The following is a 12,831-nucleotide window of genomic DNA, read 5'->3' on the forward strand; positions in this document are numbered from 1 at the left end:
CCGTCCGCCTCACAGCTTCCCGCCCCGCCCGCCGTCGCGCCGCGGCGGCGCGATCAGCGTCGAGAGGTAGGGCAGCGGCACCCCGTCCAGCTCGCCGGCGGGCCGCACCGACTCCTCCGGCAGCCCGAGCGCCGACCCCCACACCGCGTCCCCGAGCCGCCCGGTCCGCCGCAGCGCCTCGGCGACCTCGGCGGCCTGCCGCCCGAACTTGTACGCCACGACCGTCCCAGGCCCGGCCAGTGCCTCCTCGAGCACGGCCGAGCCCGCCGTCACCGGCACCAGCGTCAGCGGCTCGGTGCCCTCCGTCAGCACGGCACCGGAGCGCGCCGCGAGGTCCTGCATCGCGGTGATGCCCGGCACCGTCTCCACCGCGATCCCGGGCACCAGTTCCGCGACGGTCTGCGCGAGATAGGTGAACGTCGAGTACACGTTCGGGTCGCCGATGGTGGCGAAGGCCACGCACCCGTACCGGCCGAGCAGCTCGGCGACCCGGGCGCCCGCCGCGTCCCAGGCGGCCTCCCGGCGCGCCCGGTCGGTCCGCTCGTTCAGCGCGAACACCACCCGGACGATCTTCTCGCCGGGCACGTAGTGCGCCACGGTCGCCTCGGCCCGCCCGCGCTCGCCCGTGTCCATGACGGGCACGACGACGATGTCGGCCGCGCGCAGGGCGTTGACCCCCTTGACGGTCACCAGCTCCGGGTCACCGGGACCGACCCCGACTCCGACCAGCCTGCTGCTCATGACGTCCGGCACCTCTCCACGAACCGACGGGCCACACCGGGCTCGGCCGCCCAGTGCGTGTGCAGGTAACTCGCGTGCACGCCCTGCTGTACGAAACCCTCGACCCGCCGGACCGGGGCCCGCACGCCCCAGGCGGGGACCGCGCCGGCGCCGGGCTCGACGGCCGTGCGGTGGAACTCGTGCCCGCGCAGCCGCGTCCCCGCGCCGGCCAGCACGCTGTCCGCGACCGCGACCGCGTCCCGGTAGCCGAGGGTGAGCCGTTCGGTCATCCGCGCGGTGGCGTCCAGCACCCCGCACATGGGCAGCCCGTCCAGCTCCCGGCACAGGTAGAGCAGTCCGGCGCACTCGGCGGCCACCGGCGCCCCGCCCAGGGCCAGTGCGGCGACGGCCCGGCGGAGCGGCTCGTTGGCGGCCAGTTCGGCGGCGTACACCTCGGGGAAACCCCCGCCGACGACCAGCCCGGCCGTCCCCTCGGGCAGCCGCTCGTCCCGGAGCGGGTCGAAGGTGACGACGTCCGCCCCGGCGGCGGCCAGCAACTCGGCGTGCTCGGCGTAGGAGAAGGTGAACGCCGCTCCACCGGCGACGGCGATCCGCGGCGCCCGCGTCCCGGCCGTCCCGGCCGACGCGTGCACGGCCGCTGCCGCGTCCCAGGCCGCGTCCGGCAGCGCGCCCGCACCGCGGGCCAGCGCCACCAGCGCCTCCAGGTCGCACCCCTGGGCCACCTGTGCCGCCATGGCCCCGACGGCGTCGACCGCGGCCGGCCGACGCTCGGCGGCCGGCACCAGCCCCAGGTGCCGCGACGGCGTGTCCACTTGCGGCGCCCGCCGCAGCACCCCCAGCACCGGGACGCCGGCCGAGTCCAGTGCCTCCCGCAGCAGCGCCTCGTGCCGGTCGGAGCCGACCTTGTTCAGGATCACGCCCCCGATCCGCACCCCCGGGTCCCAGGACGCGAACCCGTGCACCAGCGCCGCCACCGACCGCGACTGCGACGAGGCGTCCACGACCAGCACCACCGGCGCGCGCAGCAGCTTGGCGACCTGGGCGGTGGAGGCGAGCTCCCCCTCGCCCGCGGCCCCGTCGAACAGCCCCATCACGCCCTCGACGACGGCGATGTCGCACCCCCTCGCCCCGTGCAGGAACAGCGGGGCGACCAGCTCCGGCCCGCACAGGTACGCGTCGAGGTTCCGCCCCGCCCGCCCGGTCGCCAGCGCGTGGTACCCGGGGTCGATGTAGTCCGGGCCGACCTTGTGCGGGGACACGGCGAGCCCCCGCGCGGCCAGCGCGGCCATCAGCCCCGTGGCGACGGTGGTCTTGCCGCTGCCCGACGACGGCGCGGCGACGACCAGCCGGGGCACCGGCACACTCACCACTCGATGCCCTTCTGGCCCTTCTGCCCCACGTCCATGGGGTGCTTGACCTTGGACATGTCGGTCACGAGGTCGGCGAAGTCCACCAGCCTCCCGGGCGCGTTCCGCCCGGTGATCACGACGTGCTGGGTGCCGGGGCGGTCGCGCAGCACCTCGATTACCTCGTCGGTGTCGATCCATCCCCAGTGCATCGGGTACGCGAACTCGTCCAGCACGTACAGCCGGTACGTCTGGGCGGCCAGGTCCCGCTTGACCTGCTCCCAGCCCTCGCGGGCCTTGTCCTCGTTGTCCATCTGGGAGTCCCGCTGGACCCAGGACCAGCCCTCGCCCATCTTGTGCCAGTCGACGGTCCCGCCCTGCCCGGAGGCGCCCAGCACCCGCAGCGCGTTCTCCTCGCCGACCTTCCACTTGGCCGACTTCACGAACTGGAACACCCCGATGGGCCACCCCTGGTTCCAGGCCCGCAGCGCGAGCCCGAACGCGGCGGTGGACTTGCCCTTGCCGACGCCGGTGTGCACGACGACCAGCGGACGGTTGCGCCGCTGCCGTGTCGTCAGCCCGTCGTCCGGCACCACACTCGGCTGTCCCTGCGGCATTACGCGGCCCTCCCCGAAGTCCCCTGCACATCCCTGACCAGCCCGGCGATCGAGTCGGCCCGCAACTCCTCCAGCGTGACGGCCGTACCGCCCAGCTCACCCGCGAGCCGCCCGGCGAGCCCGAGCCGCACCGGCCCCGACTCGCAGTCCACGACCACGCAGGCGGTCCCGTCGGCCGCGAACAGCCGCGCCGCCCGCCCGGCCAGCGCGACCGGCTCCGGGCCGCCGGTGGCCCGCCCGTCGGTCACCACCACGACCAGTGCCCGCCGCGCCGGGTCCCGCAGCCGCTCCACGCGCAGCACCTCGTGCGCCCTGAGCAGCCCGGCCGCCAGCGGCGTCCGGCCGCCGGTCGGCAGCGACTCCAGCCGGGCGGCGGCCGCGTCGACGGATGAGGTGGGCGGCAGGGCGACGTCCGCGCCGGCGCCCCGGAACGCCACCAGCCCCACCTTGTCCCGCCGCTGGTAGGCGTCCAGCAGCAGGGACAGCACGGCCCCCTTCACGGCGCTCATCCGCTGCCGTGCCGCCATCGACCCGGAGGCGTCCACGACGAACAGCACGAGGTTGCCCTCGCGCCCCTCGCGGGCCGCCTGGCGCAGGTCGTCCCGGCGCAGCACCAGTCCCGGCCCGGACCGGCCGCGCGCCCGCTGGTGCGGGGCGGCGGCCCGCACGGTGGCCGCCAGGTGCAGCTTGGTCAGCGCCCCCCGGGGGCGGTGGGCCCCGGTGGTCCGGCCGTGCTCGGTCCGCGCCCGCGAGCGCCGCCCGGCGGCGCCCTCGCCGATGCCGGGCACGCTCAGCGCCCGGGCCCTGAACGGCTCGGCGGCCCGCGCCGGAGCCTGCTCGCCCGAGCCGGCGCCGGACGCCTGGGGCTCCCCGCCCTCGCCGGCCTCCGGCCGCGCCCCGGTGTCGCCGCCGGACGGGGCACCCTCGTCCCGCGGGGGCTGCCCGCCGCCACCGGGACCGCCGGGATCGGGGTCCTCGTCGGGGTCCTCGTCGCCCGAGGGGCCGCCGAACCGCTCCAGCGTCTCGTCGAGCCTGTCCTCGTCCAGACCGGGCGCGTCGAACGGGTTGCGCCGGCGCCGGTGCGGCAGCGCGAGCAGCGCGGCCTGCCGGACGTCCTCCGCGAGCACGTCCGTGCGCCCCGCCCACGCGGCCAGCGCGGTCGCGGTGCGGGCCATCACGATGTCGGCCCGCATGCCGTCCACCTCGAAGGCCGCGCAGGTCGCCGCGATCTGCCGCAGCGCCCCGTCGCCCAGCCGCACCTGCGGCAGCAGCTCCCGCGCCGCGAGGATCCGCCGGCGCACGTCGGCCTCCTCCTGTGCCCAGCCCGCGGCGAACCCGTCGGGATCGTCGTCGTACGCCAGCCTGCGCCGCACCACCTCCACGCGCTGCTCCGGCTCCCGCGAGGCGGCGACCTCCACAGTGAGCCCGAACCGGTCCAGCAACTGCGGCCGCAGCTCGCCCTCTTCGGGGTTCATGGTGCCGACCAGCAGGAAACGGGCGGCGTGCCGCACGGAGACGCCCTCGCGCTCGACGTACGAGGCACCCATCGCCGCCGCGTCCAGCAGCAGGTTGACCAGGTGGTCGTGGAGGAGGTTGACCTCGTCCACGTACAGGATCCCGCGGTGGGCGTCGGCGAGCAGCCCGGGCTCGAACGCCTTCACGCCCTCGGCGAGCGCCCGCTCGATGTCGAGGGCGCCCACCAGCCGGTCCTCGGAGGCGCCGACGGGCAGCTCGACCATCCGCGCGGGGCGCGACGCGCGGGCGCCCGGCGGGTGCGGGCCGTCCGGGCAGCCGGGGTCCGGGGCGGCGGGGTCGCAGGAGAAGCGGCAGCCGGGGGCGACGTCCACGGCCGGCATGAGCGCCGCGAGCGCCCGCACGGCCGTCGACTTGGCGGTGCCCTTCTCACCGCGCACCAGCACACCGCCGACCGCCGGCGACACGGCGTTCAGCAGCAGCGCGAGCCGCAGGTCGTCCTGGCCGACCACGGCCGTGAACGGAAAGGGGGTACTCACTTCTCGTCGCCCTCCAAGTCGCCTTCCAGCTCCAGATAGGTGGCGCGCAGCCGCTCCAGCGTGTCCGCGTCCGGCTCCGCCCACAGCCCGCGGTCCGCCGCCTCCAGCAGCCGCTCGGTGATGCCGCGCAGCGCCCACGGGTTGGACTTCTTCATGAAGTCCCGGTTCTCCGGGTCGAAGACGTACTCGGCGCTGAGCTTCTCGTACATCCAGTCGTCGACCACGCCCGCCGTGGCGTCGTAGCCGAACAGGTAGTCCACGGTCGCCGCCATCTCGAAGGCGCCCTTGTAGCCGTGCCGGCGCATGGCCGCCATCCAGCGCGGGTTGACCACGCGCGCGCGGAACACGCGGTGCGTCTCCTCGCCCAGCGTGCGGGTGCGCACCTGGTCCGGTACGGCGCTGTCGCCCACGTACGCCTCGGGGTTGGCGCCGGTCAGGTGCCGGACCATGGCGACCATGCCGCCGTGGTACTGGAAGTAGTCGTCCGCGTCCACCAGGTCGTGCTCACGGGTGTCGACGTTCTTCGCGGCGACCGCGATCCGCCGGAACGCGGTCTCCATGTCCCCGCGCGCCGCCCGCCCGTCGAGCCCGCGGCCGTAGGCGTAGCCGCCCCACACCGCGTACACCTCGGCGAGGTCGGCGTCCGAGCGCCAGTTGCGGGCGTCGATCAGCGGCAGCAGCCCGGCGCCGTACGCGCCCGGCTTGGACCCGAAGACGCGGGCCGTGGCGCGCCGCCGGTCGCCGTGCCGTGCCGTGTCCTCCTCGACGTGCGCCCGCACGTAGTTGGACTCGGCCGGCTCCGCCAGCTCGGACACCGCCCGCACCGCGTCGTCGATCAGGGCGACCACGTGCGGGAACGCGTCCCGGAAGAAGCCGGAGATGCGGACCGTGACGTCGATGCGCGGCCGGCCCAGCTCGGCCGGTGGGATCACCTCGAAGCCGGTCACCCGGCGCGAGGCGTCGTCCCAGACCGGGCGGCAGCCCAGCAGCGCCAGGATCTCGGCGATGTCGTCGCCCTGGGTGCGCATCGCGGAGGTGCCCCACACCGTCAGCCCGACCGACTTCGGGTAGGCGCCGGTGTCCTGCAGGTACCTCTGCACCAGGGAGTCGGCCAGCGACTGGCCGACCTCCCAGCTCAGCCGGGAGGGGATGGCCTTGGGGTCGACCGAGTAGAAGTTGCGGCCGGTCGGCAGCACGTTGACCAGGCCGCGGGTCGGCGACCCGGACGGGCCGGCCGGGACGTAACCGCCGTCCAGGGCGTGCAGGATGTGCCCGATCTCGTCGGTGGTCCGCGCCAGGCGGGGCACGACCTCGCGGCAGGCGAACTCCACCACCGCGACCGCGTCCGGGAGCTCGGCGCCCAGCACCTCCCGCACCAGCGCGGCGCCCTCGGCGACCGCCCAGTCCCGGGCCTCCATCCCCTCCGCGATCCGCCGGCACAGCTGCTCCAGCAGGTCGACCGTGTCGGCGGCCGTCCGTGCCGGGCCCGCCACCAGGTCCGTCAGCTCCGCCGGCACCTTCACGGCGGCGCCCGGCTCGGCGAGCAGCTCCTTCTCGTCGAACCCGAAGTGGGCCGCCAGCGAGGCCCGCAGCCCCGGCAGCGCGTGCGCCTGCCCGCCCCACACCTGGGAGGCGCGCAGGACGGCCAGCACGAGGTTCACCCGCGGCTCGCCGACCGGGCCGCCGCCGAGGACGTGCAGGCCGTCACGGATCTGCACGTCCTTGATCTCGCACAGGTAGCCGTCGATGTGCATGACGAACTCGTCGAACGCCTCGTCGTCCGGCTGCTCGTCCACGTGCAGGTCGTGGTGCAGCTCGGCCGCCTTGACCAGTGTCCAGATCTGCGCGCGCACGGCCGGCGCCTTCGCCGGGTCCAGGTCGGAGACGAGCGCGTACTCGTCCAGCAGCTGCTCCAGTTTGGCCAGGTCGCCGTAGGTGTCGGCCCGTGCCATCGGCGGCACCAGGTGGTCGACCACCGTGGCGTGGCCGCGCCGCTTGGCCTGGGTGCCCTCGCCGGGGTCGTTCACGATGAAGGGGTAGACCAGCGGCAGGTCGCCGAGCACCGCGTCGGGCGCGCAGCCGGCGCTCAGGCCGAGGCCCTTGCCCGGCAGCCACTCCATCGTGCCGTGCTTGCCCATGTGCACGACCGCGTCCGCGCCGAAGGCGTTCTCCAGCCAGCGGTAGGCCGCCAGGTAGTGGTGGGACGGCGGCATGTCCGGGTCGTGGTAGATCGCGATCGGGTTCTCGCCGAAGCCGCGCGGCGGCTGGATCATCACCACGACGTTCCCGAACCGCAGGGCGGCGAGCACGATGTCGTCGCCGTCCACGTACAGGCTGCCCGGCGGCTCGCCCCACGCCTCCCGCATGGATTCCCGCAGCCCGGGGTCGAGGGCGTCGAACCACGCCCGGTAGTCGGCGAGCGGCACCCGCGCGGGCGCGGCGGCCAGCTGCTCCTCCGTCAGCCACTCCACGTCGTGCCCGCCGGCCTCGATGAGCCGGTGGATCAGTTCGTCGCCCCCGGCGGGGTAGTCGGTGAGCGAGTACCCCGCGTCCCTGAGCGCGTCCAGCACCCGTACCGCCGAGGCGGGCGTGTCCAGGCCGACCGCGTTGCCGACGCGGGAGTGCTTGGTCGGGTAGGCCGTGAAGACCAGCGCGATCCTTTTGTCCGCGTTCGCCTTGTGCCGCAGCCGCGCGTGCCGGACGGCGATGCCGGCCACCCGGGCGGCCCGCCCGGGGTCGGCGACGTACACCGGGACGTCGTCGGGCCCCTGCTCCTTGAAGGAGAACGGCACCGTGATCAGGCGCCCGTCGAACTCCGGGATCGCGACCTGCATCGCCGCGTCCATGGGGGACAGCGCGGCGTCCGACTCCTCCCAGGCGGCCCGCGAGGAGGTCAGGCAGAGCCCCTGCAGCACCGGGACGTCGAGGTCGGCCAGCACCCCGACGTCCCAGGACTCCTCGTCGCCGCCCGCCGAGGCCTGCGAGGCGTGCGTGCCGCCGGCCGCCAGCACCGTGGCGACCAGCGCGTCGGTCCCGTCCAGCAGCTCGTACAGACCCCGGTCCGCGCCCCGCAGCGAACCGCAGTACACCGGCAGCGCGTTGGCGCCGTGCGCCTCGATCGCGTCGCACAGGGTGTCCACGAAGGCGGTGTTGCCGCTCAGCTCGTGCGCCCGGTAGAAGAGCACGCCGACGGTCGGCCGGTCCGCGTCCCGCACCCGTGCGCCGTGGACGCCGTACGCCGGCATCCGCCGCGGCTCCTCGAAGCCCTCACCGGTCAGCAGCACGGTGTCCGACAGGAACCGGGACAGCTCCAGCAGGTTCTGGGGGCCGCCCTCGACCAGGTACTTCAGCGCCTCGGCCACCACACCCGCGGGGACCGAGGAGTCGGCCATCAGCTCGGCGTCCGGCACCGACTCGCCGCCCAGCAGCACGGTCGGGATCCCGGACGCCCGCAGCGCGGCCAGCCCCTCCTCCCAGGCGCGCTTGCCGCCCAGCAGCCGCACCACCGCGACGTCCGCGCCCTCGACCAGGCCCGGCAGCTCACCGGCGACGTCGACCCGGGTGGGGTTGCCGATCCGGTAGCCGGCGCCGGAGGCCCGGGCCGCCAGCAGATCGGTGTCGGCGGTCGACAACAACAACACTGTGCTCATACGGGCGCTCCCGGTGGGATGAAGGGCAGTCCTTGCGGCGCGCCCGACTCGATGAGCCGCCACAGCGCGTCCGTGTCCGCGTGCTGTTCGATCAGGTCGCCGAGCCGGTCGAGCTGCTCCTCGCGCAGCGCGGCGAACGAGGTGTCGGGGGCCGGTACGAAGCGGCGGCCCGCGGCGGCGGCCACCTCGCGCAGGAAGGCCCGCCGGAAACCGTCGCACTCCAGGGACCCGTGCCAGTGCGTCCCCCAGGTCTGCCCGACCCGGCAGCCGTCCAGGCCGTGTCCCCGGCCGTCGGTGATGAAGTCCTGTCCGCCCAGCACCTCGGCGACCCCGTGGTGGATCTCGTACCCCTCGACCCGCTCGCCGAGGGCCTCCCCGGCCGGCCGGGCCAGGGTCTTGTCGCGGGCGAACCGCACCCGCACGGGCAGCACGCCGAGCCCCGGGACGGCGCCGGCGCGCGACTCGACCTCGTCCTCGATGTGCTCGCCGAGGATCTGGAAGCCACCGCAGACGCCGAGGACCGGGCGTCCTTCCGCGGCCCTCCTGACGAGGGCGTCCGCGAGCCCGCGGGCGCGGAGCCAGGCCAGGGCCCGCACGGTGCCCCGGGTGCCGGGGACCACGGCCAGATCGGCGTCGGCCAGCTCCTCGGGCCGGTCCACGAACCGCACCACGACGCCCGGTTCGGCGGCCAGCGCGTCCACGTCGGTGAAGTTCGACATCAGCGGGAGCGCGCACACGGCGACCCGCAGCACGTCCTCGCCGGCCGGCGGCGCCACGGCGGACTCCCGGACGGTGCCGCGCAGCGACACCCTCAGCCCGTCCTCCTCGTCGATGCCGAGGCCGTGCCGGAACGGCAGCACCCCGTAGGAGGGCCGGCCGGTGAGTCCGCGCAGCATGTCCAGGCCCGGCTCCAGCAGGGAGACGTCCCCGCGGAACTTGTTGACGAGGAAGCCGGCGACGAGTTCCTGGTCCTCGCGCGACAGGAGGGCGACCGTGCCGAAGAAGGAGGCGAAGACACCGCCGCGGTCGATGTCGCCGACCACGAGCACGGGCAGCCGCGCGTTGCGCGCGATGCCCATGTTGACGATGTCGGTGCGCCGCAGGTTGATCTCCGCCGGACTGCCCGCCCCCTCACAGATCACCGCGTCATACGTGCCCCGCAACTCGGCCAGGCAGTCCAGCACGGTGCCGAGCAGCCGCTGCTGGCGCCCTCCGTGGTAGCCGCGCGCGCTCAGCTCGCCCACCGGCCTGCCCAGCAGCACCACTTGGCTGCTCTGCTCGCCGCCGGGCTTGAGCAGCACCGGGTTCATCAGCGCGGTCGGCTCGGTCCGGCAGGCCTGGGCCTGCATGGCCTGCGCCCGCCCGATCTCCGCGCCCTCGCGGGTCACGAACGAGTTGAGGGACATGTTCTGCGCCTTGAAAGGCGCCACCTTGACGCCCTGCCGCACCAGCCACCGGCAGATGCCGGCGGTCACGACGCTCTTGCCCGCGTCCGAGGTGGTGCCGGCGACCAGCAGACCACCGTTCACTTCCCACGTCCCTTCAGAAGGAGGCGCGCGCCGGCCGTGACGCCGAGCGCGAGCAGGCCGACCCGGCGCGAGAGCCGTACGGCCCGGTCGATGTCGCGGACTCGTACGGCCCGCCCGCCGGCCCCGTTGAGCACGGGCCGGTGCTCGACCCGGCCGCCGTAGGAGAGCGTGCCGCCCAGCCGCACGCCGAGGGCGCCCGCGAACGAGGCCTCGACCGGCCCGGCGTTGGGGCTCGGGTGCCCGTGCGCGTCGGCCCGCCAGGCGCGCAGGGCGCCCCGGGGGTCGGGCCCGGCCGCGGCGGCGAGCACGGCGGTCAGCCGGGCCCCCGGCCAGCCGGCCAGGTCGTCCAGGCGGGCCGAGGCCCAGCCGTAGCGGCGCAGGCGGGGCGACTTGTGCCCCACCATGGCGTCCAGCGTGTTGACGGCCCGGAAGCCCAGCAGGCCCGGCACCCCGCCCACGGCGCCCCACACCAGCGCGCCCACGACGGCGTCGGAGGTGTTCTCGGCGACCGACTCCACGACGGCCCGGGCGATCCCGTCGGCGTCGAGGGCCTCGGGGTCCCGCCCGCACAGGTGCGGCAGCCGTGCCCGCGCCGCCGTCACGTCCCCGGCCCGCAGGGCGAGTCCGACGGCCCTGGCCTCGCGGGCGAGCGAGGTGCCGCCGACGACCGCCCAGGTGGCGACGGCGGTCAGCGCGGCGGAGGCGGCGGGGGAGCGGCGCGCGGCCCGCTCGGCCACGGCGCCGAGGGCGACGGCGCCGCCGGCGCACACGGCGGTGTGCAACGTACCCCAGCCGCGGTGGTCGTGCCACAGCGCGCGTTCCACGGCCGAGGCCGCCCGCCCGAACGCGGCGACCGGGTGCCCGTGGCGGGGATCACCGAGGAGCAGGTCACCGAGGAGGCCGGCGGCGGCGCCGTACGCGTAGGAGCGGTCGGCACCCATCGGCTCAGCCGGCCGTGGGCACGGAGACGGGCCTGGTGGTCCTCGTTCGGCAGCCGAGCATGGCGATATGTCCTCACTCAGGGTGTCCGCGCCCTGGTTCGACGAGACCGGCGGCGAGAGTTCCTGGCTCCCGGGGGTGGTTCCCCGGTGACAGTGGCGGGACCGCGCCGGATTCGCACCGGCTTCCTCTCCTGCCGCCGTACATGGCCCGGGCAGTCCACCATGCGTCCGGAAGGGCCGTCAACCTGCCGCTGACCTGCGGGGGGAGAGTGTGCTGAGCCCCACACCCGGCGGGACGGGACGCGGCGGAGGCCCCCGCCCGGACACGCGCCGGGAAGGAGCCTCGCCGAAGGTGCCGGTGGTGCCCGGTCAGGCCTTGACCACGATCAGGTACATGCCGTAGGCCACCGCCGCCGCGCAGGTCGCGAAGCACAGGCAGGCACCGGTGGCGGCGAGGGCGGCGGAGCCGCCCTGGGCCGCGGCCCTCTCCCGGCGGGAGAGGGCGGTGACGCCGAGGGTGAACAGGGCCACCAGGCCGACGGCGACCACGAGGCTGACGCCGAAGACGGAGCCGAGGGCCGCCCAGTCGATCTTCATGGATGGTTTCCTTCCGTGTCCGGCCGGATCAGACCGCGGCGGCCGGCGGGGCGGCCGGGGCGGACTCCGCCGGTGAGCCGGTGATCTGGGACGGCATGGTGATCGTGGCCGGGATGGTGGCCGTGAGGCCTTCGGCGACCGCGCCCGCCGGGGGCGGGGCCACGGCGGCGAGGGCGGCGGTGACCACGCCGGCCGGCTCCGCGGCGTCCCCGGGAGCGACGACGTTGGTGTGGTCGACGACCTCGCGGCGGGAGACCTTCCAGATCGCGGCGCAGGCGGCGACCAGGAGGACGGCGACCAGCCCGGTGCCCCAGTCACCCAGTCCGGTGACCGACTCGGCGCCCGCGCCGACCAGGGCGGCGGCGGGCAGCGTGAGCACCCAGGCGACGGCCATGCGGGTCGCGGTGGACCAGCGCACCACGCCGCCCCTGCGGCCCAGGCCCGCGCCCATCACCGAGCCGGAGACGACGTGGGTGGTGGACAGGGAGAAGCCGAGGTGGGAGGAGGCCAGGATGGCCGTGGCCGCGCTGGTCTGGGCGGCGAAGCCCTGCTGCGGCTGCAGGTCGGTCAGGCCCGTGCCCATGGTGCGGATGATGCGCCAGCCGCCGATGTAGGTACCGAGCGCGATGGCCAGGCCGGCGGAGAGGATCACCCAGGTGGGAGGGTTGGAGCCGGGGGCGACGGCACCGCCCGCGACCAGCGCGAGGGTGATGATGCCCATCGTCTTCTGGGCGTCGTTGGTGCCGTGGGCCAGGGAGACCAGGCCGGCGGAGGCGATCTGGCCGGCCCGGTAGCCCTTGCGGGAGGCCTCGCCCCGGGCGCCGCCGCCGATGCCGTAGGAGAGCCGGGTGGCGAGCATCGCCGCGATGCCGGCGACGGCCGGCGCGGCGACGGCCGGCAGCAGCACCTTGGTGACCAGGGCGTCGCCGTGCACGGCGCCGAAGCCCGCGGAGGCGACGGTGGCGCCGATCAGGCCGCCCATCAGGGCGTGGGAGGAGCTGGAGGGCAGGCCCACCAGCCAGGTCAGCAGGTTCCAGAGGATCGCGCCGACCAGGGCGGCGAAGATGACCTCGGGACGGATGCCGGTCTCGTCGACGAGACCCTTGGAGATCGTGTTGGCGACCTCCACGGAGAGGAAGGCGCCCACCAGGTTGAGGGCGGCGGACATGGCCACCGCGACCTTGGGCTTGAGCGCGCCGGTCGAGATGGTCGTGGCCATCGCGTTGGCGGTGTCGTGGAAACCGTTCGTGAAATCGAACGCGAGTGCGGTTATCACCACAATCGCGAGGATCAGCGAGAAGCTTTCCATTTACCCAGGCAATCGTTCGAGGTCATTGGCGCGTCGAAGGTAAGCAACCTGGGTGAACGGAAGATGAACTGGGACGGGCTTCACGGTGT

At 75.2% G+C, this 12,831-nt stretch carries 9 protein-coding genes and 1 riboswitch; all 9 genes read right to left on the bottom strand.

Annotated features, from left to right (window positions below):
• Positions 1–9: 9 nt before the first annotated feature.
• Positions 10–741, bottom strand: a complete 732-nt coding sequence (gene cobI, locus QQY24_RS23920) for a precorrin-2 C(20)-methyltransferase (protein ID WP_301974764.1) — start codon at positions 739–741, stop codon at positions 10–12.
• Positions 738–2,111, bottom strand: coding sequence for a cobyrinate a,c-diamide synthase (locus QQY24_RS23925; RefSeq protein ID WP_301974765.1), 1,374 nt, complete (start codon positions 2,109–2,111; stop codon positions 738–740). The genes cobI and QQY24_RS23925 overlap by 4 nt, the downstream gene beginning before the upstream one ends.
• A complete protein-coding gene (gene cobO / locus QQY24_RS23930) occupies positions 2,105–2,704 on the bottom strand; it encodes a cob(I)yrinic acid a,c-diamide adenosyltransferase (protein WP_301974766.1) in 600 nt (199 codons plus the stop codon). Before cobO ends, QQY24_RS23925 begins: the two co-directional genes overlap by 7 nt.
• The gene (locus QQY24_RS23935) at positions 2,704–4,716 is read right to left on the bottom strand and encodes a putative cobaltochelatase (RefSeq protein ID WP_301974767.1); all 2,013 of its coding nucleotides are present in this window, start codon (positions 4,714–4,716) and stop codon (positions 2,704–2,706) included. The genes cobO and QQY24_RS23935 overlap by 1 nt, the downstream gene beginning before the upstream one ends.
• Entirely contained in the window at positions 4,713–8,366 is a 3,654-nt protein-coding gene (cobN, locus tag QQY24_RS23940) for a cobaltochelatase subunit CobN (protein ID WP_301974768.1), read from the bottom strand. The genes QQY24_RS23935 and cobN overlap by 4 nt, the downstream gene beginning before the upstream one ends.
• A complete protein-coding gene (locus QQY24_RS23945) occupies positions 8,363–9,895 on the bottom strand; it encodes a cobyric acid synthase (protein WP_301974769.1) in 1,533 nt (510 codons plus the stop codon). Before QQY24_RS23945 ends, cobN begins: the two co-directional genes overlap by 4 nt.
• Positions 9,892–10,836, bottom strand: a complete 945-nt coding sequence (locus QQY24_RS23950) for a cobalamin biosynthesis protein (protein WP_301974770.1) — start codon at positions 10,834–10,836, stop codon at positions 9,892–9,894. Before QQY24_RS23950 ends, QQY24_RS23945 begins: the two co-directional genes overlap by 4 nt.
• A 117-nt stretch (positions 10,837–10,953) precedes the next feature.
• A riboswitch (cobalamin riboswitch) is annotated at positions 10,954–11,026 on the bottom strand.
• A 179-nt stretch (positions 11,027–11,205) separates the two neighbouring features.
• Positions 11,206–11,433, bottom strand: coding sequence for a hypothetical protein (locus tag QQY24_RS23955; protein ID WP_301974771.1), 228 nt, complete (start codon positions 11,431–11,433; stop codon positions 11,206–11,208).
• A gap of 28 nt (positions 11,434–11,461) precedes the next feature.
• Positions 11,462–12,742: an inorganic phosphate transporter gene (locus tag QQY24_RS23960; RefSeq protein ID WP_301974772.1), complete on the bottom strand. Its 1,281-nt coding sequence runs from the start codon at positions 12,740–12,742 to the stop codon at positions 11,462–11,464.
• Positions 12,743–12,831 lie beyond the last annotated feature (89 nt).

The sequence above is a fragment of the Streptomyces sp. TG1A-8 genome (genome assembly GCF_030499535.1).
Classification (GTDB): Bacteria; Actinomycetota; Actinomycetes; order Streptomycetales; family Streptomycetaceae; genus Streptomyces.